The following is a 22,025-nucleotide window of genomic DNA, read 5'->3' as shown; positions in this document are numbered from 1 at the left end:
TGCCTGTCATCGGTACGGCTTTTTTTCGACCGGCGGGTCGGCTCTGGCCGGAAACAGGGCGCAGCACGGAAAGGACCTGGATGGCCGGCATGGCCAGCGTCGATGTTGCTCAGGCTTCTTCGAAAGCCACGTCCTGCGCGCCTTCCCACAGGCATTTCATGCCCAGTGCGCGCAGATTCTCCTTGCCTTCCACAATGGTCAGGAAGTGATTGCCAGCGAGCTGCCCCAGCTTGCTGGAGAACGAACACGCACCGTAGGCCAGGATGATTTCGGTCTCGCTGTAGCCGCCCGGGTAGAACAACACGTCGCCCACGGACGGGTGGCTGGTGTGGTTCTCGTAAGCAACGCCGAGCTGAAAATCGCCCATCGGAATCCAGCAGCCTTCGCCGCTCCAGCGGACGTGGATGAGCTTCTGGCGATACGGCAGCAGCTTGAGGAAGGCGGCGACGGTCTGCGGTGCGTCAGGGTGCGTTTCGGCGATGAAATCAAAACCACCGGCGCGGATACGGAGTCGGGTCATGGTGCGTATGTTGTTGTCGTGAATGAATCAGGCAGCGGGCTTCGTGGGGAACCACTTTTCAACCGTCGGCATCTCCCAGGTTTCCATGCGGTCGATCAGGCGGCCGGGGTCGGCGTCGATGTGGATCATGTCGACGTGTTCCATGCGCATGAATTCTTCGCGCGCCATGTTTTCCAGCATTGCCCGCATCGGATCGTAGAAGCCATTGATGTTGAGCACGCCACTGGGCTTCACGTGGTCGCCCAGTTGCGTCAGCGTGGCGACTTCGAAGAGTTCTTCCAGCGTACCCAGGCCACCGGGCAGCGCGATGAATCCATCGGCCAGCTCGGCCATGCGCGCCTTGCGGCTGCGCATGTCGGGCGTGATCTCGTGCTGCGTGAGTCCGCCGTGCAGGTGCCCCCGCTCGAACAGACGACGGCTGATGACGCCGTGCACCTTGCCGCCAGCGGCGAGTGCGGCGTCGGCCACCACGCCCATCAGGCCCTTGTGGGTGCCCCCGTAGATCAACGTGATACCCAGTCCGGCCAGCGTGGCGCCCAAGGCGCGGGCGCCCTCGGCGTAGATGGGCGAAATACCGAAGTTGGAGCCGCAGTAGACGGCGACGCTGCGCAGTTTCATAACGGGTGTTTCCTTTCTCTCAGACCGTGGCGATGTCGTTGCCGCGTTGCGCCCAGCCGGTCATGCGGCGTTCGAGCAGCGCGGAAAGGGCATAGAGTGCCACGCCCATCGCGGCGAGGATGAACAGACCGGCAAAGACGAGCGGCACATCGAAGTTGCCGCTGGCGATCATCATCATGTTGCCGATGCCTTTGTTCGCGGCCACCGTCTCGGACAGCACCGTCCCAACGAAAGCCAGCGTGAGCGCGATCTTGAGCGAAGCGAACAGATACGGCAGCGTGCGTGGCAGGCCCACGTTCCACAGGATGTCGAGCTTGCGCGCACCCAGTACCTTGAGTACGTCCTGCAATTCGGGTTCGGTATGCGCAAGGCCTGTGGCCACGTTCACCACCACCGGGAACATGCAGATCACCATCGACGTGAGCACGGCCGGCACCGTGCCGGCGCCGAACCACACGACAAAGATCGGCACCACCGCCACCTTGGGGATCGACGAGAAGCCCACCAGAATCGGGTATGCCACGTCGTAGGCCAGGCGGCTCACGCCGATCAGTGCGCCGATGAGCACGCCGGCCAGCGTGCCCAGCGCAAAACCCAGCAGCGTGGTGTAGAGCGTCTGCATGGCGTGCGGCCACAGCAGCGGCAGCTTTTGCACCAGCACGACGAAGATCTCGCTCGGACGCGGCAGCACGATGTTGGAGATGCCAAAGCCGACACACACCGCCTCCCACACGACGAAGAGCATCACAATGGCCACGCCCGACAGCAGGCGCTGGCGCAGACGGGGCGAAAGAGAAGTAAGCGCGGTCATCATGCGGCCTCTTGTTCAGCGGGTTCGAGAGTCGGCGTGGCAGGTGCGGCGGCAACGGCGGGCGATACCGGCGCGCGTGCTTCGGCGATACGCATGCGCAAGGCCTGCACGAGTTCGGAGAACGCCGGCGCGTAACTCATCTCGACGTTGCGCGGGCGGGGGAAGTCCACCACGCGATCCTCGAGGATGCGACCGGGGCGCGCGCTCATCACGCAGATGCGATTGGCCAGGTAGGCCGCTTCGCGCAGATCGTGCGTCACCAGCAGCACGGTCGGGCGCTTGTCCATCCACAACTGCTGCAAGGTCGCCCACAGTTCTTCGCGCGTGAATTGATCGAGCGCGCCAAACGGTTCGTCCAGCAGCAGCAGTTGCGGTTCGTGGATCAGCGCACGGCACAGCGAGGCCCGCTGCAACATGCCGCCCGAGAGTTGCCACGGGCGCTTGTTGCCAAAACCCTTGAGCCCCACCGCAGCCAGCAGCGCTTCTGCGCGTTCGGCGAATTCGCCTTTCTTCTTCGCGCGGTATTCGTGCCGGAAGGGCTCGACGATCTTCAGCGGCATCATCACGTTGTCGCGGATCGTCAGCCACGGCAGCATGGTCGGATTCTGAAAAGCCAGCCCGATGCGTGCGCGACGCGGGTCGCCCACCTCGCGGCCGTTCACGATGACGCCGCCCGAACTCGGCGCCAGCAGGCCGCCGATCAATTTCAGAATCGTGGACTTGCCGCAGCCGCTGGGGCCCACCAGTGCAACGAAGTCGCCTTCGTCGATGACGAGATCCGTGCGCGCCAATGCCAATGTGGCCTCGGGATTGTCGCTGCTGCCGTAGCGCAGCGTGACGTCCGAGAGTTCGATGAGGGAGCGGGTCATGGCTGGGTGCCTCCGGGCTGGTGGGTGCGACTCATCGCGCATCGGCGGGCGTTACCGCATCGACCTGCGGCAGCGCGTTCTGCGGAGCCCCGGCGGGCGCCTTGAGGATGTTCTTCATGGCCGCGTCGACGTTGCGCGGTTGCGGCCTAGGCATCTTCTGGATGCCCTTGACCGACTTGCCCCAGCCGCGCGCATCGGCAACCAATTGGCCGTCGCGCATGACGAACCGGCCGCGCACCAGCGTGTGCAGCGGGTAACCCTGCACCGACCGGCCATTCCACGGCGACAGCTTGCTGATGGTTTGCAGCTTGCCGTGCGACAGCACACCACGGCGGTCCATGTCGACGATGGCGATGTCGGCATGCGCACCCGTGGCGATCACACCCTTGGTGCCATACAGACCCCACGCCTTGGCGGGCGCCACCGCGCTCCAGCCGACGTAGTCCCTGAGCGAGGCGCGGCCCTTGTTCACTTCCGACAGCATCAGCGCCATCTGCGTCTCGACGCCGGGGAAGCCGCAGTCGCATTCCCAGATGTTCTCGCGCACCTTTTCTTCGATGGCGTGCGGCGCGTGGTCGGTGGCGATCATGTCGACCGTGCCGTCCATGAGCGCATCCCACAGCGGCTGGTTGTGACGCGCATCGCGGATGGGCGGATTCAGGCGCAGCACACCGCCCAGGCGCAGCACGTCGCTGGTGTTGAGCAGCAGGTATTGCGGGCAGGTCTCGACGGTGATGTCGACGCCGCGCGCCTTGGCCTCGCGCACCAGCCACAGCGCATCGGCCGAGCTTTTGTGGGCGATGTGCACGCGCGCACCGGTCCACTCCGAAAAATGAATGATGCGGCTCACCGCTTCGATCTCGCAGACCTCCGGCCGGGCAGCCAGATGTGCCTGTGCATCGATGCGGCCGGCCGCGCTCATGCGCTGCTGGCGGCGCGCCATGATCGAAGAGTTTTCGGCATGCACCACGGTGCGGATGCCAAGCGGCGCGAGAATTTCGAACGCCTCCAGCAACGCGCCGTCGGTCGGCGCGGGCAGGTTGCCGAAGGTGTTGCCGACGAAAGCCTTGAAGCTCGTCGCGCCGTTGTCGAGCAGGTCTTCCAGGCGCTCCACGGTGTCGTCGCCGAGCAATGCGTGAATACCGAAGTCGACATACGACGCCTCGGCCGCGCGCAGCTTCATCTGCAGCGCTTCGACCGTGCCGGTCGCGGGCTTGGTGTTGGGCATGTCGAACACCGTCGTCACGCCACCGCACGCCGCCGCTGCCGAACCGGTGGCCCAGGTTTCCTTGTGCGGATAGCCCGGATCGCGAAAGTGCACGTGGCTATCGATGGCGCCCGGCAACAGGTATTTGCCATCGGCGCGGAATTCTTCGCGGCCGGCGGGCATGAGGTCGTCGTGGCCGACGGCAACGATCTTGCCGCCGTCGATGGCGACCGAAGCTTCGATGATGGCGTCTGGCGATACGACCCTGCCGCCGCGAATGACGAGATCAACTGTAGGCATGTGGATTCTCTATATCTACTGTCATGCCCCGCACACGGCGGGGGTACGAGGGGTGGGGGTGGTGCGCATGCTCACAGCATGGCCCAGCCGCCATCGACGGGCAGGTCGACACCGGTGATCTGGCGCGAAACGTCGCTGGCGAGGAACAGGCAGGCGTTAGCGACGTCCTGGTCGGTCGAAACGCGACGCAGTGCGTAGTCCTGCGCGTGGCGTTCCATGGCTTCTTCAACGCTGATGCCGAGTTTCTGCGCCATGTTCGCGCACACTTTTTCGCGGAAGCGCGGGCCGTCGACCATGCCGGGCGCCACGCAGTTGACGTTGATGCCGTGGGGGCCGGCTTCGAGCGCAAAGCTCTTGGTGATGCCGCGCAGGCCCCATTTGCTGGCCGAGTACGCCATGCGCCCCGCCCGCCCACGCATGCCGAACGTGCCGCCGACATTCACCACCTTGCCGCTGCGCCGCTCGATCATTCCCGGCAACACGGCCTGCATGGTGTTGAAGCAACCGGTCATATTGAGCTGCACGATCTGCTCGAACTCGTCCTGCGTGGTTTCCCAGCCAGTCTTGCCGATGGGGCCGGACCCGCCGGCCACGTTGACCAGCACGTCGACACGACCGAAGTGTTCGAGCGCGTGACGCGTCATCGTGGCGACCTGCTCACCGCGCGTGATGTCGCAGGCCAGCACGATCGCATCGACACCCAGCGCGCGGGCCTCGGTCGCCACCGGTTCGATGGCGGCCAGGTCACGCCCGACCAGCACCAGCCTTGCACCCTCGCGGGCGAATGCCAGACTCACCGCGCTGCCCATGCCCTTGGCCGGGCCGGTGATGAGAACAACCTTGTCTTTGAGTCCGAGATCCATCTTGTCGTCTCCGTAGTGCTCAGAAAGCAGTCGCGCGTTCTGCTCGGGGTGGCAGGAAGCTGCGATTGAAGACTTCCACCGGCGCGGGCGGACGGCTCAGGTTGCCGAGTTCGACGACGGCGGCAATGTTGCGCTTGAGGCGTTCTTCATCCACGTCGCCGAAACCGATCTTGGCGATCTCCGGGTGGCTCATCTGCGTCTTGAAGGTGGCGATGAGCTTTTCCTTTTCGATGTCGCGCTTGAGCAGCGGCTCGCGCTTCATCACTGAATCCATGCCGGCGTCGGGGTTGGCGACGACTTCGGTGATGGCGCGGTTGAGCGCGCGCAGAAAGCCCTGCACCGCCTTCGGGTTCTCTTTGATGAACGACTGCGAGAAGAACACCGCGTTGGAATACGAGTCGATGCCGTAGTCCGCGTAGTTGATGAAGCGAAGGTCCTTGTCCGGATTCATGCCGATCGCCTTGGCGGCGAATTCCACCGTCAGCGCGTAGCCGAATGCGCCGTCGACCTGGTCGCGCATCAGCATCGGCTCGCGCAGGTTGGCCGCCATGTTGGTAATGCTCACCTTCGAGGCGTCCACCTTCGCGGCCTTGGCAACCAGCGGGAAGAGCTTGAGCGCAGCGTCGTTGGCGGGGCCGCCGATGTTCTTGCCTTCAAGGTCCTTGAGCGTCTTGATCGGGCTGCCGGACTTCACCGCCACGACGAAGGGCGTGACGTTGTAGATCATGTACACGCCGACAGGCGCAACGGCTGGCTGCTTGGCGGCCAGGTCGATCAGCGCGTTGATGTCGCCAAACCCGGCGTTGTAAGCGCCGCTGGCTACTTTGGGAATGGACGCGGCGGAGCCTTCGCCCTGGTCGATCTGCACATCGAGCCCTTCTGCCTTGAAGTAGCCCTTGTCCTGCGCGTAGAAGAACCACGCCTGGGCGCCCTCGTACTTCCAGTTGAGCACCATCTTGATCTTGGTCTGCGCGCTGGCCACGCCGGGCAGCAGCGACACGGAAGCAACGAGCGCGAACAACAGCGCCGAACAGGAGCGGGCAATCTTCATGATGCGTCCTTCATGGTTGGGTCGATCGGGGGAGGGAGTGCGTCCAGCGCGGCAGCCAGCGCCGTGCTGTCGGTGATGAATCCGTGCAGCAGGCGCACGAGGAAATGAATGGCGTCAGTCACGTGCGCGGGCGACGGCGTATCGCACGCATCGCGCACCAGCAGACAGTCGTAGCCGAGGAAGGCCGCGTCCTGCAGCGTTGAGTACACGCAGCGGTCGGTGTTGATGCCGGCGAACAGCAAGGTGGTGATGCCCTGCGCGCGCAGCACGCCGTCCAGGTCGCTGTCGAAGAAACCGGACAGGCGATGCTTGTGCACCAGCAGGTCTTGCGGCGCGGCGTCGAGCCCGTCGACCAGCGCGGCGCCCCAACTGCCCTGCACCAACGAAGGGCCATGGTCCTCGGGCGACACCTCGCCGTACCCGACCACCGCCGGGTCCCCACCGGTCGCCTTGTAATGAATCGTCGGCGGCAGATTGGCGCGGTCGGCGCGGATGCCCCAGTTGAGCCACAGCACGCGGCCGCCTGCCGCGCGCCACGCAGGCACCAGCCGCGACAGCGTGGGGATCGGACGACGGCACGCGGTGATGTCGATGCCGCGTTGTCCGAACCAGCCTTGTGGATGGCAGAAATCGTTTTGCATATCGACCACGACGATGGCGCTGCGGCCAAGGTCGATCTCCATGGCCCGGTCCTCGGCGGCAAAGCGCAGGCGGCGCGGCGGCGTGGCTTCGCGCACCAGGCTCACCTGCTGCGTGTCGCCCTGCCACGCGTTGTGGCGGGCGCCAAAACGATGGGGCGTTGCTTGGCGAGAGGGTGGGTTCATGGCTGACATGGGCTCCAGCGTAAGGCGGCAGGGCGATTCGGTCTGCTGCTGGTTATTCAATGAAGCGTTGCGTTTTCGGCAACGCTCGGAACGGAGAAAAACAGCGGCCCCACCACGCCACACGGCGCGGTACGGGCACGGCATGAGCGGGCTTACTCAGCTTCGGACAACACCTCGCTGAGTGTCTGGGCAAAGCGCATCGCCGGCAGTGGCAGATGGCGGCCCTTGAGCTGGGCCAGCGTGAGCGGGCGCGAACCCAGCCCGCGGTCGTCGACGTGGCGCGCGGTGACACCGTCCTGCACGCGCGCCAGCGCCGTGCCGACCTGGATCTGGAATGACACGGCGTCATTGCCGCGCACGAAGTTGCGCAGCATCTCGAACGAGTTCGATTCGAGCACCACGTTGGGCGACAGCGAACTTCGTGCAAAAAACGCATCGAGCAACATGCGCCCGCCCAGACTCACGTCGGGCAGCGCCAGCGGATAACGCAGGCAGTCGCGCATGCGCAGGTCTGGCTGCTGTGCCAGCGGATGGCTTTCCGCCATCACCGCGCACAGGCGCTGTTCGACCTCCAGCAAGGGGCTGATGTCGGCCGAGGGCTGCACGTTGTAGACCAGTCCGAGGTCGGCTTCGAAGTCGCGCAAGGACTGGATCACGCTGGTGTGATCGCAGATCCGTACGCTGAAATTGATGCCCGGATTGCCTTGGCGGAACTGCGTGATGACGTCCGGGAACAGCGAGAACGCCAGCGCCTGGCTGGCCGCGATGTTGACCGTGCCGCGATGCAGGCCCTGCAGATGGCCGATGTCCGTGCGCAGGCGCTCGTAGTCGGCACGCTGATGTCGCGCATGTTTGAGGAACAACTCCCCCGCCGCCGTCGGCCGCATGCCCCGCGCGTGGCGCTCGAAGAGCACGGCGCCCAGGTCGTCTTCGAGGTCCTGCAAGCGGCGATCGAGCGCCGAAGGCGTGATGAACAGCGCCTCGGCCGCCTTGCGGATCGAACCGCTGCGGGCGATGGCATCGATGTAGTTGAAGATGCGCAGGTACTGAAGGGACATGGCACGCCCAGAGTGTTGAGCCATGCATCGAGCGTTGCCGGAAAGCGAACGCATCGGTGCGAACTTGGCAATGGAATTGATGCACCGGCCAACGCAAGATTGATGCCGTCTCGTCTCTTTTGCGGTGCCACGACATGTCCCAGCGCGTCGATGTTTTCAAGATTCCGTGCAGCGGTCCGGGCGATCTTTCCGGCGTGCAGACTCTGCTGGACAACGGTGCACTGCGCGCCGAGGACATCGTCGCAGTGATGGGCAAGACAGAAGGCAACGGTTGTGTGAACGACTTCACCCGCGACTACGCCACACAGACTTGGTGCGCACTGCTTGCACCGCGTTTGGGCATCGACCCCGTTGCGGTGCATGGACGCGTCGCACTGGTGATGTCGGGTGGCACGGAAGGGGTTCTGTCACCGCACTTCACGGTGTTTGCACGACGCCAGGAGCCCGCGCCCCACACTGCGCGCAGCAAGCGGTTGGCCGTGGGCGTGGCCTTCACGCGTGACTTCGCACCGGAAGAAATCGGCCGTCTCGCGCAAGTGCACGCCACGGCCGACGCGGTGGCAGAGGCCATGCGCGACGCCGGTATCGGCTCGATCGACGACGTGCACTTCGTGCAGATCAAGTGCCCGCTGCTGACGGCCGGAAAGATGCGCGACGCACAGTTACGGGGCTGCGACACCGTCACGCGCGACACCTATGAATCGATGGGCGCTTCGCGGGCCGCTTCGGCTTTGGGCGTGGCCTGTGCGTTGAACGAAATCGACGCCGCAGCGCTACGCGACGAGCACATCCAGCACGACTGGTCCCGTTATTCGGCGCGAGCGTCGACCTCTGCCGGCATCGAACTCGACAACAACGTGGTCATCGTGCTGGGCATGAGCGAAGCCGCGCACAGCGAGTATGTGATCGCACATGGGCTGATGCGGGACGCCGTTGACGTAAGCGATCTGCGCCGTTGCTTACGCGAGGACTTCGCCATCGACCCCGACCGTCATCCGCAGGCCTTGCGCGAGCGGATGGTCAACGTTTTCGCCAAGGCCGAAGCCTCACCTGACGGGCGCATTCGCGGCGCGCGCCACACCATGCTCGATGACTCCGACATCAACGCCACGCGGCATGCGCGCGCGGCGGTGGGCGCAGCACTGGCTTCGGTGCTGGGCGATACCGCGCTGTACGTGTCGGGTGGCGCCGAACATCAGGGCCCCGCTGGCGGCGGCCCGTTTGCTCTGATCCTGCGGGCCTGATGGCGCCGCGAATTTTTCCCTCCCCTTGCGTTCCCGAAAGGATGCATATGAAACGCGCACTCACCGCTCTCGCCGTCAGCCTCGCGCTCGGCGTCGTCGCGGCTCCGCCCGCTGTGGCGCAGGAAACCACCAAGATCAAGTTCACGCTCGACTGGAAGATCCAGGGCGTGCACGCCTGGTTCTACTGGGCGCTGGACAAGGGCTATTTCAAAAACGAGAAGCTCGACGTCACCATCGACCAGGGCGAAGGTTCGGCGGCGAGTGTGACGCGCGTGATGACCGGCGCCTATCAGGCCGGCTTCGGCGACATCAACGCCATCGTGCAGAACGCTGCCGTGCGCCCCGAGCAGACACCGGTGATGGTGTACATGTTCTACAACCGCGCGCCCTTCGCGCTGATCGCCAAGGCCGACAGCCCGATCAAATCGCTCAAGGACGTGGAAGGCAAGAAGCTCGGCTCGCCCGCCGGCGCCGCCGCGCTGAAGGTATTCACCGCGTTGGCGAAGAAAAACGGCATCGACGACGGCAAGGTCACGTGGATCAACATGGCGCCCAACCTGCAGGAGCAGATGCTGCTGCGCGGTCAGGTGGACGCCTCCGCGGTATTCTCGGCCACCAGCTACATGAACCTCGTGGCGATGAAGGTCGACCCGGACCGGGACATCCGCTGGATCTACTACAACGACCACGGACTGGACCTGTACAGCAACGGCGTGCTGGTGTCGCGCCAGCTCGCAAAAGACAAGCCGCAAGCGGTGACGGGGCTGGTGCGTGCGATCAATCGCGCGGTGAAGGAATGCGTTGCGCAGACCGATGCCTGCATCGACAACCTCGCGAAGAACGAGCCGTTGATCGACAAGGACATTGAAAAGCGTCGCCTGCAATACACGGTCAAGTCGTTGATGGTCACGCCCGAGACGGACAACATCGGCCTTGGCGACGTGGATGACGCCCGCATGACGCGCGCCATCGCGCAGCTCGATGAGAGCTATGGCCTGCCGCGCAGCCCGGCGCCGTCGGAAGTGTTCAACCGCAGCTTCCTGCCGCCCAAGGCGGAACGCATGCTTAAGACTCCCTTCTGAAGCCACACCATCAGCAGTGAAACGGGCAGCCCACATCTCCGCGCGAGATGTGGGCTTTAACGCAGGAGCCTTCACATGTACACAGGACAATTCATCGCCGATTGGTTGCTGGCGCGGCCCGGGCAAGAACCAGAACAGCGCGGCGGCGCCATCGCCTGGCAGGACGGACGGTTCACCTCGCTGTTGCCAGCAGTGCAGGACGGGCGCGAACTCATCGCGCTGCCCGGCCTGTGCAACGCGCACGACCACGCCCGCGCGGTGCGCTCCAGCACGCTGGGCGCATTCGACCGGCCGCTGGAATCGTGGTTGATGTATCTGGGCGTGGTGCCCGGTGTGGACGCGTACCTTGCGGCGGCATCGTCGCTGGCCCGCTCCGCCCTGCGCGGCGCCGGTCGCGTGATGGTGCACTACACGCGCATTCAGGGACTGGTGCCCTTGGTGGAAGAAGCCACTCAGGTCGCACGCGCCGCACGCGATGTCGGCGTGCGCGTCGGCTTTGCGGTGGCCATGCGCGACCGGCAGAACGTCGCCTACGTCGACGACGCGACAATGCTTGCCAGCCTGCCCGCCGCGCTGCGCGCGCAGCTCGAACCGCGCTTTGGTAAAGCCCCCGCGTCGCCCGCGTCGCAACTGGCACTCGTCGATGAGATTGCCACGGCCTGTCACGGGCCGGGATTCAACGTGCAGTACGGGCCCACGGGTGTCCAGTGGTGTTCGGATGCGCTATTGCGCGCCATTGCGCGGGCTTCGGCCGCCAACGGCCGCCAGGTGCACATGCACTTGCTGGAAACGCGCTATCAACGTGAATGGGCCGACGCGCACTTTCCGCAAGGCATCGTCCACTACCTGCGCGACATCGGCCTGCTCAGCCCGCGGCTTACGCTCGCGCACTGCACCTGGGCGCGCCCGGACGAACTCGCGCTGATCGCCGAAGCGGGCGCACGCATCTCGGTCAATACCGGGTCGAACCTTGGCATCCGCTCCGGCATCGCGCCGGTGCAAGCCATGCAGGCGGCGGGCTGCCGTATCGCGATGGGGCTGGACGGACTGGCGCTCGATGAAGACGACGACGCGCTGCGCGAACTGCGCCTGCTGCATCACCTGCACAAAGGCTGGGGCTATGACACGACGCTCTCTCACGCGGACGCGTGGCGCATCGCCAGTGAAGAAGGCCGCTACGCCGTCAGCGGCATCGAGACCGACGCCGCACTCTCGCCGGGCGCGCGTGCCGACCTGCTCGTACTCGATGGCCGCACGCTGATGGACGATCGCCTGTTCGACGACGTGCCGGTGCTGGACTACGTGCTGGCCCGCGCCACCGCCGGCCACATCCATCGAGTCATCGTCGAAGGCCGCACGCTGGTGCACGAGGGCCGCGTACTGGGCGTCGACTACCCGGCGCTGATGCAGGAACTCACCGCCCGCCTGCGCGCAGCGCTGCCCGGCGATACCGCGTGGCGCACGACCGTGCGCGCGCTCGACGGCGAACTGGCCCGACACTATTCGCACTGCTGCTGAGGGTCGCGCCCTGATTCCGCCGTCTGCGGGGGACCGCGTTGCGCGGTACCATTCGGTCCTCGCATCGTTCAGCCGCTTACGGAATCCGCCATGACCTCATCTCACCTTTCACGCATCGGCACACCGCTGAGCCCTTCGGCCACCAAGGTCATGCTGCTTGGGGCGGGCGAGCTGGGCAAGGAAGTCATCGTCGCGCTGCAGCGGCTGGGCGTGGAAGTCGTCGCCGTTGACCGTTACGAGAACGCGCCGGGCATGCAGGTCGCCCATCGGTCGCACGTGATCAACATGACCGACCCGGTGGCGCTGCGCGCACTGATCGAGGCCGAGCGGCCACATCTGGTAGTGCCGGAGATCGAAGCGCTGGCGACCTCGGTGCTTGCCGACGTCGAACGCGAACAGCTCGCAGAGGTGATCCCCACCGCGCGCGCCGTGCAACTGACGATGAACCGTGAGGGCATCCGGCGGCTTGCGGCAGAAGAACTCGGTCTGCCGACGTCGAGGTACGCCTTTGCCGGCTCGTTGGCGGAATTGCAGGCGGCCATCGAAGGCGGCGTGGGCTACCCGTGTTTCGTAAAGCCGGTGATGTCTTCGTCCGGCAAGGGACAGTCATTGCTGCGCGGTCCGCAGGACGTCGAACCGGCGTGGAACTACGCGCTCGAATCCGGTCGCGTGAAAGAAGCGCGCGTGATCGTGGAATCGCTCGTCCCGTTCGAATACGAAATCACCCAACTGACGGTGCGCGCGGTCGGCGCCTCCGGCAAGGTGGAAACCTTCTTCTGCGAGCCCATCGGTCACGTGCAGGCCAGCGGCGACTACATCGAATCGTGGCAGCCGCAGGCGATGTCGCCCGTCGCGCTGCAGCGCGCCCGCAAGGTCGCCCATGCGGTGACGGATGCCCTGGGCGGGCGCGGTATCTTCGGCGTGGAGCTGTTCGTGAAGGGCGACGAGGTGTGGTTCTCGGAAGTAAGCCCGCGCCCGCACGACACCGGACTGGTGACGCTCGCCACGCAACGTCTGTCTGAATTCGAACTGCACGCGCGCGCCATCCTCGGCTTGCCCGTGGATACCCGCCTGACGCGGCCCGGTGCATCGGCCGTGATCTACGGCGGCATGGAAAAAGCCGGCATTGCCTTTGAAGGCGTCGCCGAAGCGCTGGCCGTACCGGAATCGGACCTGCGCCTGTTCGGCAAGCCGGAGAGCTTCACCAAGCGGCGCATGGGCGTGGCCGTTGCCGGTGCCGATACGGTCGATGAAGCGCGTTCGCGCGCCAAACTGGCGGCGAGCAAGGTGAAGCCCGTCAAGGACTGAGCGCGCCACATCAATCACGCAGGGCCTGTATCGCCTGCAGGCGTTGCTGGTCGAGCATCTGCTTGAGCCGTGCGAGGTCTGCGGGCGGCCAATCCGCGATGCCCGTCACCAGCAACCACGCGTCGATGTAGTGCGATGGCGCGAAGACGTGGCCGTAGCCCATCGGCGCGCCGTCGGCCAGCAGCATGTCGAGCGCCAACTGGAACATGCTGACCAGCGGGTACCAGCGCAGGGAAGGCGATACGTCCGGCCCGCGCGGCTCGTACATCCAGTCCGGCGCGCGCCAGGCGTCGTGCGGATCGAAAAAGGTGACGGCATCGCTGGCGTATTGCAGGTAGACCAGCCGCATCGGCCCCCACGGGGCGTCCGCCGGGACCCGGGTCCCGTTCTGGTTCATGAAGCGCACGAGGCTGCCATCGCGGAATTCCGGCAGCCACGCGGGCGAGCCCGCGTTGCGCCCGTCGGTGAGCGCACGCCAGTGCGTGCTGGAGAACGGCGGCCCGCTCCACATGGCCCCGTTGATCGGGTCGCCGAGCATTTCGAAGGCATCGACGGCGCGCTCGGAATTCATCGCGCCCAGGCTCAGGCCATGAAGGTAGAGCTTGGGCCGATCCGCCTTGGGCAAGGTTTTCCAGTAGCCGTAGACTTCGTCGAACAGCGCGCGCGATGCGTCCTGCCCGTAGCCGGGTTCGACCAGCAGCGACAGCGGGCTTGGCAGGTACGAGTACTGCATCGCCACGCTGGCGACGTCCCCGCGGTACAGGTATTCAAGGCTGAGGATGGCCCCCGGATCGACCCAGCCGGTGCCGGTGGGTGTGATGATGACCAGCGCCTTGCGCGAGAAGCCGCCGACACGCAGGAGTTCCTTCAAGGCCAGGTGCGCCCGTTCGCGCGCCGAATCGCCGGCCGGCAGTCCCACGTAGACGCGGATCGGCGTGCGCGCCGCACGCCCTGTGAAGCTGCTGATACGGGCGGCGTCGGGTGCGGAGACGACGAAATCGCGGCCCGCCCTGCCGAGCTTGTCCCAGTCGACGAGCGACAGGGTACTGCCGGTGACGGAAGGCAGGGTCGGTGCCGTGCTGTCGGGCGGGATCAGCGCATCGGCCTGCCGAAACGAAGCATCCACCACCCGCAACGCACCTTTGACGATGACGCCATTGGCGACGAACAGGAACAACAGCGCCGCGCACGCCGCGCCGATGACGTTGGCCACGCGCCGTGGCATCCACGAACGCGCACGGCGAGCCACGCCGACCGACAGCCACATGAAGACGCGCCCGATGACCATCAGCACGGCAAAGGTGGCGAGCGCGATCAGCAACGTGCGCACCAGATAGATGTCGTCGACGGGCGGCATGTTCATGGCCAGGCGGACCGAATCGAGCCACGGACGTGCGAACCATACCGACGATACGACGGCCAGCGCACAGATGGCGGCCAGCGCGAACTTGATCGGTTTCTTGCGCGTGCTGCGAGGAATGGGAAGTTCCAGGTACGCCCACAGCCAGCGCAGGAAAACGCCGACGCTGTAGCCGACGGCGAAGCAGAAGCCGGACAGGATGCCCTGCTCCACGTAGGCGCGTGGCACCAGGCTGGGGGTAATCGACGCAGCAAAGAACAGCGCGCCGAAGATCAGCCCGGTATGGGAAAGACTGTGTATCAGTCGCATGGTTACCTTCTGGCGGTTCGGTCAGCCTTGCTCCGTGCGACGCTGCGAGCGCCGCGGAATACGTCGGCCATGGCATCAGCATAGGCGATGATTTGCGCCTCCCCACAGGGTCATCTGGAAATTGCCCGTCGATTGCCCGGCAACGCCCTTCATGGCCGCAGGACGAACACGATACCGGTCTTTGGGGCAATGGCGTACGGGCGATTTGGGCGGTTCGATGGCAGCACCGCGCTCGGGCGGCCAAGTCTTCGTACAATCCCGGACATTCACCGCAGACGCGACGAGGCGACCATGTTGAAGACCTACCACGGCAGTTGCCATTGCGGCGCCGTACGATTCGAAGCCGATATCGACTTGAGCGCGGGCACGAACAAGTGCAATTGCTCGATCTGCACCAAGACGCGCAACTGGAATGTCATCGTCGCGCCGGCGGCGTTCCGACTGCTTGCCGGAGAAGAAGCGCTGGCCGACTACCAGTTCGGGCACAAGGTCGGACACCACCTGTTCTGTCGTCATTGCGGCGTGCGCCCGTTCGCACGCGGGTATGTCGAACAGGTCGGCGGGCATTACGTCGCCATACAGGTCAGTTGCCTGGACGATGTCGATCTACGCGAGCTGATTGCCGCGCCTGTCAGGTACGCCGATGGGCGAGACGACAACTGGGCCAAGGTACCCGACGAAATCCGGCATCTTTGACGCGCTGGCAGGGCGCCGTACGAACGGTCGCGACGCTGACCGTCGGTGAGTCTTCGTGCAGAAATAGTCGTGACGTCACGGAGATTTGCATTGTTCGGACGTTTCCTTGCATGAATCGCGGATACCGGAAAACACCTTCATCCATGCAATTTATCCAGGTCAAAAGCTCGGGCCACAAGCCTCGACACGCCCTTTGGCCGACCGTCAGAATTGCGACCTCTTACACATCTCTGTCGGCATTCTGACAGCGGCACTCTCGTCATGAGAGGCCACTGAATTATCGGATGCATTCCGTCGCGGCCCTGACAGAGGCCGCGGGCAGCGAGAGCCGCCATGTCGAGAGTGACCGCTCCTGACAACATCGAAACGGAATCATCCAGCCCATTGTTGTCTTCGGCACCGGCGTGTCCGGTGAGGTCTGGCCCGCGCGCGAGCCCATCCTTCCATCGACCGACGACACACTCCCCGGCTTGCGGGCTTTGACAGTCCACGACCGCCGGGAATGCGGCAACAACCAGCGGCTTGCCACGTCGGCACAGCGATTTGACTTCATGTCATGCGCATGACCGGCAACGACATCATGCACTGCTCTGCGGGCATGGGCGCGCCCTGGCGGAATGTCTTCGTCGACCTGGCACGACCGAGGTTTGGCTTATTCACTACTGACGGGAGATTGAAATGGCGGCTATCCGCGCAGACCAGACCTTTATTCGTAGCGCACCTGCCGCGCCGGCGTATCGCATGGAAATGAACAGCCGGGGCGAAATGGTGATTCCGGACGACGCGAACTGGAGTCGCGACGCTGATCGTGCGCTGCACGATTTTCGGCACAAGGGGCGTCCGATATATGTCTTTCCGGACCTGAGTTTCGATTTCGATTCCGCAAGCAGAGAGCGTACGGCCGCCGGTGCCGACACGGTCGAACGCAGCCCGCGGTCCGCGTACTTCCGGCAGGGCGTCGCCGGCATTTCGCCGAACGCGAACTTCGATCGGACCAATACCGATCGCATGCTCGAACTGGCCGGCTTTGCCATGGGCGACTATGCGTGGATCGACACCGAATACCGCGTCAATGGACAGGGCGCACAAAGCCGGGCAGTGAGGTTCAACAGGGCGGCGAAGACTCTCATTGGCCGGAACATGGTCAATCACTTTTTCGTGTCGCTGACCATGGCCTATTTCGTCGCCGGCCTGCCCGTCGCCCTGCTGATGACAAGTCTGTTGCAGGACTGAACATGCCTCCTCGCGCGGCACCTTGCCCCGCGAAGAGACTCTCGCCGCGCCGGCGTCCTCGTCCGGCGCGCTCCCGCCCCCGGTCCGCTGAAGCGGGCGCGACGTATCGGCCTTCTGGGTCCAACACCGACGCACTGCCCGGATCATCAAGACCAACCGAGCCTGCCGCCCGGCAATGACCACCGGCCACCATGGCGTCGGGCAACGTTTTCCCGTCATGTGACCGTCCTGCGACGAATCCGCACAACGCCCCAGGTGCGTGGCAGCGATGCCTCGCGTACTCCGCACATTCGTGCGCGCTTGTGGCGAAAAACCACGGAGAGGTCACCGTTTACTCAGACCTGTCCGGCCCGTCAGACAGACATCGCTTCACATCTAGCCGGATCTCGCGTAGCTATCGAAATACACAGTCAATTCACCCGAACATTCTGATTTGAATCAGTTTTTTCTGGTCATCCATTCATAGCATCTCAGTTCCGACATGGTGTTGTCTCGGTCCCCGCAAGTGCGTTTTCCGGGTCGCAGCACGGCTAACTGGGGCTAACGAATGAACAAGCAATATCGAGTGATCTGGAACGAGGCGTCCGGCACGTGGGCGGTCGCGTCCGAAATTTCCACCGCTCGCGGAAAACGGGCTTCCCTCGGCGTGGCTTCGGTTGCACTGACCTCTGTCTTTGGCGTGGTGATGCTGACATCGTCGGCCCCAGCCTGGTCGGCTTGCTCGGCGACAGGCACGGTCTATGAGTGTTCGGGCACGATCACCAGCGGCCTCGCCATCGCGGGTCCGGGAGACATCGTCGTCAACAGCAGCGCCGACATCGCATCGTCCGGGACGAGCATCAAGGTCACCACCATCGGTGCGGGCAGCATCACGGTGAGCCAAAACTCGGGAGACATCACCTCCGCAAGCGGTGCGGGGATTCACGCTTCGAACGGATCGGCCGCCTCGGACGTGACGGTTGTCCAGAACGCCGGGACCATTGTCGGAGCCACTAACGGCATCGACGCCGAGAATGCCGGAACTGGCGCTACGAGCGTCAGCGTCGCGGGCGATGTCGCCGGAACAAATCTCGCAGGCGTTTACGCCTACAACGGTCGGACTGCCACGAATCTGACCGTTACGCAGACCGGGGGGACCATCACCAGCGACCAGGACGATGGCATCCGTGCTGACAACCTTGGCACCGGCTCAACCACCGTCGACGTTGCAGGCGTCATCAAAGCGGCTGAAGCAGGCGTCACGGCCTACAACGGCGCGACGACCACGGATCTGACGGTCGTGCAACGCGGCGGGACCATTATCAGTGCCCAGAACAATGGCATCTCTGTTCAGAATAGTGGCACCGGCACAACGAATGTCACTGTGGCAGGTGACGTCACCGGGATGATGTCCGGCGTCTATGCTGCCAACGACTCAAGGGCCACGGATCTGACGGTCGTGCAAAGCAGCGGGACCATCACCGCTGGTAGCTTCGAGACGGGCATCGTCGCCTACAACTGGGGCACCGGCACGACGAGTGTCAGCGCCGCAGGCAACATCAATGCTGGGATGTATGGAATCGACGCGTACAACGGCGCGTCCGCCACGGACCTGACGATCACTCAAGGCGCCGGCGGCATCATAGGCTCTTATCGAGGCATCTCGGCCCAGAATGAAGGCGCCGGCGCGACGAATGTCAGCGCCGCGGGTGACGTCACGGGAAGAATGGACACTGGCATCTACGCCCGCAACGGCGTGAATTCATCCAACCTGATCATTGAGCAAACCGGTGGAACCATCACCGGCAACATCTATGGCATCAACGCCAGTAATAGTGGTACCGGAGCAACAAGCATCAACGTCGCGGGCGATGTCACCGGCCTGAACAACACCGGAATCTACGCCGTCAACGGTTCTACCACGACAGACCTGACGATCACTCAAAGTGCCGGGACCATATCGGGCAACAAGGGCATCCATGCCTACAACGAGGGCACTGGGGCGACGACTATCAACATCGCCGGCGATGTGATAGCGGAATATGCCGATGGCATCTACGTTGTCAATACACAGAACGCCACGGATCTGACGGTCACGCAGTACGGCGGAACGATCTCGGGCAAGACCGGTATCGACGTCATCAATGACGGCAGCGGTGCCACGAACATCAGTGTGTCGGGCGATGTCACGGGAAAGGCCGACTACGGAGTCTATGCATCACTCAGTTCGTCGGCATCGGATCTGACGATGGTCCAGTCCGATGGGAGCATCGCGGGCAAGAAGAGCGGCATCTTCGCTCACAACCTTGGCCATGGTGCTACTCGCATCAGCGCGGCAGGCGATGTTACCAGCACTGACGCCAACGGTATTTTTGCCACCAACGGTCAGGAAAGCACGGATTTGGTCGTCACCCAGACCGAAGGGACGATCTCCGGTTTCGCGACCGGCATCATGGCCGTGAACGGCGGCGCGGGCGCGACCAGCATCGACGTCGCAGGCGATGTCTCCGGCCAGAATGATGCAGGAATCACTGCCATGAACAGCGGTTCGGCGACGAGCCTGACGATTACCCAGGGCAGCGGGACCATCTCCGGTGGCTCTGGCATCTATGCCACTAACAATGGCACCGGCGCAACGAATATCCGTGTGGCCAGCAACGTCACGGGCAACGGCATCAACGGCTCTGGCATATACGCGCAAAACGGTGCAGCGACGACGGACTTAACCGTCACTCAAAGTGGTGGGTCGATCACTGGCAGCGGCTTTGGCATTTATGCCGAGAACGGTGGCGCAGGGTTAACGAACGTCACCGTGGCGGGCGACATCACTGCCACAAGTGGTACGGGTATTACTGCCTACAGTAATGATGCCTCGACCGGGCTGTTGGTCACTCAAAGCGCCGGGACAATCACGAGTAACAACTATGGAATCTGGACTTACAACGCAGGTATCGGCGCGACAAGCATCGACACCGCTGGCGACATCGGCAGCAGGTACGGCGACGGCATTAGCGCCTACAGTGGCAATTCCTCGACAGATTTGACGGTTACGCAAAGTGCCGGAAGCATCTCAGGCACCACTGGCATCGTCGTCAACAATGGCGGTACGGGCGCGACAAGCGTAGACGTCGCAGGCAATGTCACTGGCACGTACAGCTACGGCATCAATGCCATGGGCGGATCGGAGACTACCGATCTGACGGTTACACAAAGCGGCGGCACCATAGCAGGCACCACAAGTGGCATCCTGGCTTACAACCTGGGAACAGGAGCTACTTACATCAGCACCGCCGGCGACGTTTCGGGCGATGGCTTCGCCGGCATCGAGGCCAGCAGCGGCTCAACTACCACAGGAATGACCGTCGCCCAAAGCGGCGGGACCGTCATTGGCAGTTACAACGGCATTCAGGCGGTGAATTACGGCACCGGCACAACGGACGTCATTATCAAGGGTGACGTCACGGGGACATATGGCAACGGCATCGTTGTCGTCGGTGACACCTTCACGAAGGATTTGACGCTCACGCAGAGCGCCGGCGCCATTGTGGGCGGCATGTCTGGCATCGAGGTTGCCAACGGCGGCGCGGGTTCCACCACCGTCGAAGTGGCGGGGACCGTGGTCGGCGGCACAGAAGCGGGGATTTCCACCGGGACACTCGCGGGCGCATCCGTGGCGATCGCGCTCCTGGATGGCGCCGACGTGTCCGCCGCTTCCGGCACCGCCATCCGAGACACAGACGGCAATGCCATCGTCACGATGGAAAGCGGTTCCAAGCTGAGGGGTGCGGTGCGCCTGGGTAACGGCGATGACAGCATCACCATCGAGGGCAATGCCGACATCTCCGGCGTGACCTATCTCGACGGCGGCAACGCTGATGACAGCAACGTCACGGACATCCTCGGCACATCGGGCGCCGGCACCAACAAGCTCACCTTCCTCGACACGACCCAGACGGTGACGGGCGCCAACCTGCTGAACTGGCAGACTGTCACGGTCGACGGCTCGGCGGTGACACTCGCCGATGGCACGCTGACGACGGGCACGGGTAGCAACCCGGATGACTCGCTCCAAGGTCTGGTACTGACCAACGCCTCGACCCTGATCAGCCCGGCCACACTGGCCGTGACGGGGGATGTGGCCATCAACGCCGGTTCGACCCTGCAACACGCCCAGGGCGGCACCATCACGGGGGCCGTCACCAATGCGGGCACGATCGCCTGGGACTGGAGTGATGCCGGCCACAAGCTGACGATCGATGGTGATTACACCGGCAACAACGGTCTGCTCGTCATGAACACGCAACTGGGGGCGGACGATTCACCCACCGATACGCTGGCGATCACCGGAGCGGTCAGTGGCAGCACGCGCGTGGCGGTGAATAACGCGGGCGGTCTCGGCGCGATGACCACCGGCAACGGGATCCCGCTGATCGATGCGGCCAACGCCAGCACCGATGCCTTCACGCAGCAAGGCCGCATCTCGGCCGGCGCGTACGACTACACCTTGTATGCGGGCGGACGTGACGGCAGCTATGTCGGCGACTGGTACCTGCGTTCGACCTACGAGCCGGAGGACGTCACACCACCCTCGCCCGGCGAGCCGACCCCCGGTGAAGTCACCCCGCCCACGCCGAGCGAGCCGACCCCGGAACTGCCCAACTATCGTGACGAAGTGGCCGTCGCCAATGTCGTACCGGCGCTGGCCAACCGCATGGGCCTGGCAATGCTGGGCACCTATCACGATCGCATCGGCGAGGGTGTTCCCGGCCAACAGGAGTGGAACGGCTGGGCGCGGGCGTTCGGTGAAACGGGCAAGACCGGCCGTGGCGGCAATGACCCGCAAGGCCGGCTGTCGAATTTCCAGAAGGAAGGGGCCTCCTACGATTACGACATGGCGGGCGTGCAGGCCGGCATCGACATGCTGCGTGCGAAGAACGACGTGGCAGGCTGGTACGCCGGCTTCGGTCGCATCGACGCCGATGTCGAAGGCGTCTACGGTGGGCGCGCGGGCTCGACCTCGATGGACGTGCATTCGCTGGGCGGCTACTGGACGCACCGGGCGGACGCCGGCTGGTATGTCGACAGCGTCGTCCAGGGTTCGTGGTATCAGCGCATCCGCGCCAAGAGCATGGCCGGCGAGACGCTGCGCCTGGATGGCAACGGCCTGACCGCCTC

General features: G+C 64.3%; 17 protein-coding genes. 7 read left to right on the top strand and 10 right to left on the bottom strand.

Features of this window, described 5'->3' with window-relative positions; translation table 11 throughout:
- Positions 1-109: 109 nt before the first annotated feature.
- The 9 genes from ACDA63_RS04045 to ACDA63_RS04005 form a co-directional block, all read right to left on the bottom strand.
- Entirely contained in the window at positions 110-520 is a 411-nt protein-coding gene (locus ACDA63_RS04045; RefSeq protein WP_373661899.1) for a DUF3830 family protein, read from the bottom strand.
- A 27-nt stretch (positions 521-547) separates the two neighbouring features.
- Positions 548-1,138 (bottom strand): TIGR00730 family Rossman fold protein, encoded by a 591-nt coding sequence (locus ACDA63_RS04040; RefSeq protein WP_373661898.1) that lies wholly within the window; start codon positions 1,136-1,138, stop codon positions 548-550.
- Between the two features lie 19 nt (positions 1,139-1,157).
- Entirely contained in the window at positions 1,158-1,952 is a 795-nt protein-coding gene (locus tag ACDA63_RS04035; protein WP_373661897.1) for an ABC transporter permease, read from the bottom strand.
- Positions 1,949-2,818, bottom strand: coding sequence for an ABC transporter ATP-binding protein (locus ACDA63_RS04030; protein WP_373661896.1), 870 nt, complete (start codon positions 2,816-2,818; stop codon positions 1,949-1,951). Before ACDA63_RS04030 ends, ACDA63_RS04035 begins: the two co-directional genes overlap by 4 nt.
- Positions 2,819-2,849: 31 nt before the next feature.
- Entirely contained in the window at positions 2,850-4,325 is a 1,476-nt protein-coding gene (gene allB, locus ACDA63_RS04025; RefSeq protein WP_373661895.1) for an allantoinase AllB, read from the bottom strand.
- Positions 4,326-4,396: 71 nt separating this feature from the next.
- Entirely contained in the window at positions 4,397-5,188 is a 792-nt protein-coding gene (locus tag ACDA63_RS04020) for an SDR family NAD(P)-dependent oxidoreductase (RefSeq protein ID WP_373661894.1), read from the bottom strand.
- Positions 5,189-5,207: 19 nt separating this feature from the next.
- Positions 5,208-6,239 (bottom strand): ABC transporter substrate-binding protein, encoded by a 1,032-nt coding sequence (locus tag ACDA63_RS04015; RefSeq protein ID WP_373661893.1) that lies wholly within the window; start codon positions 6,237-6,239, stop codon positions 5,208-5,210.
- Positions 6,236-7,063, bottom strand: a complete 828-nt coding sequence (locus tag ACDA63_RS04010) for a cysteine hydrolase family protein (protein WP_373661892.1) — start codon at positions 7,061-7,063, stop codon at positions 6,236-6,238. The genes ACDA63_RS04015 and ACDA63_RS04010 overlap by 4 nt, the downstream gene beginning before the upstream one ends.
- A gap of 152 nt (positions 7,064-7,215) precedes the next feature.
- Positions 7,216-8,145, bottom strand: a complete 930-nt coding sequence (locus ACDA63_RS04005; protein WP_373661891.1) for a LysR family transcriptional regulator — start codon at positions 8,143-8,145, stop codon at positions 7,216-7,218.
- A gap of 110 nt (positions 8,146-8,255) precedes the next feature.
- Here ACDA63_RS04005 and ACDA63_RS04000 point away from each other — a divergent pair, with 110 nt between their 5' ends.
- From ACDA63_RS04000 to purT, 4 genes are all read left to right on the top strand, one after another.
- Entirely contained in the window at positions 8,256-9,365 is a 1,110-nt protein-coding gene (locus ACDA63_RS04000) for a ring-opening amidohydrolase (protein ID WP_373661890.1), read from the top strand.
- Positions 9,366-9,412: 47 nt separating this feature from the next.
- Positions 9,413-10,447, top strand: coding sequence for an ABC transporter substrate-binding protein (locus ACDA63_RS03995; RefSeq protein WP_373661889.1), 1,035 nt, complete (start codon positions 9,413-9,415; stop codon positions 10,445-10,447).
- 75 nt (positions 10,448-10,522) lie between these two features.
- A complete protein-coding gene (locus ACDA63_RS03990) occupies positions 10,523-11,965 on the top strand; it encodes an amidohydrolase family protein (protein ID WP_373661888.1) in 1,443 nt (480 codons plus the stop codon).
- Positions 11,966-12,055: 90 nt separating this feature from the next.
- Positions 12,056-13,273 (top strand): formate-dependent phosphoribosylglycinamide formyltransferase, encoded by a 1,218-nt coding sequence (purT, locus tag ACDA63_RS03985; protein ID WP_373661887.1) that lies wholly within the window; start codon positions 12,056-12,058, stop codon positions 13,271-13,273.
- A 10-nt stretch (positions 13,274-13,283) separates the two neighbouring features.
- On the opposite strand, the gene ACDA63_RS03980 is transcribed toward purT, so the two are convergent.
- Positions 13,284-14,942: an alpha/beta hydrolase gene (locus ACDA63_RS03980; RefSeq protein WP_373661886.1), complete on the bottom strand. Its 1,659-nt coding sequence runs from the start codon at positions 14,940-14,942 to the stop codon at positions 13,284-13,286.
- A 291-nt stretch (positions 14,943-15,233) separates the two neighbouring features.
- Between ACDA63_RS03980 and ACDA63_RS03975 the strand changes: the two genes are divergently transcribed.
- The 3 genes from ACDA63_RS03975 to ACDA63_RS03965 form a co-directional block, all read left to right on the top strand.
- Positions 15,234-15,638: a GFA family protein gene (locus ACDA63_RS03975; RefSeq protein ID WP_373661885.1), complete on the top strand. Its 405-nt coding sequence runs from the start codon at positions 15,234-15,236 to the stop codon at positions 15,636-15,638.
- Between the two features lie 678 nt (positions 15,639-16,316).
- Complete coding sequence (locus tag ACDA63_RS03970; RefSeq protein ID WP_373661884.1) at positions 16,317-16,871, top strand: hypothetical protein; 555 nt, start codon at positions 16,317-16,319, stop codon at positions 16,869-16,871.
- Between the two features lie 547 nt (positions 16,872-17,418).
- A partial coding sequence (locus ACDA63_RS03965) for an autotransporter outer membrane beta-barrel domain-containing protein (RefSeq protein ID WP_373661883.1) occupies positions 17,419-22,025 on the top strand: 4,607 nt, incomplete at its 3' end.

The sequence above is a fragment of the Uliginosibacterium sp. sgz301328 genome, assembly GCF_041807905.1.
GTDB lineage: Bacteria > Pseudomonadota > Gammaproteobacteria > Burkholderiales > Rhodocyclaceae > JBGVSA01.
Note: the sequence above shows the minus strand (reverse complement) of the source record. Positions and strands in the feature narration are given on the sequence as shown.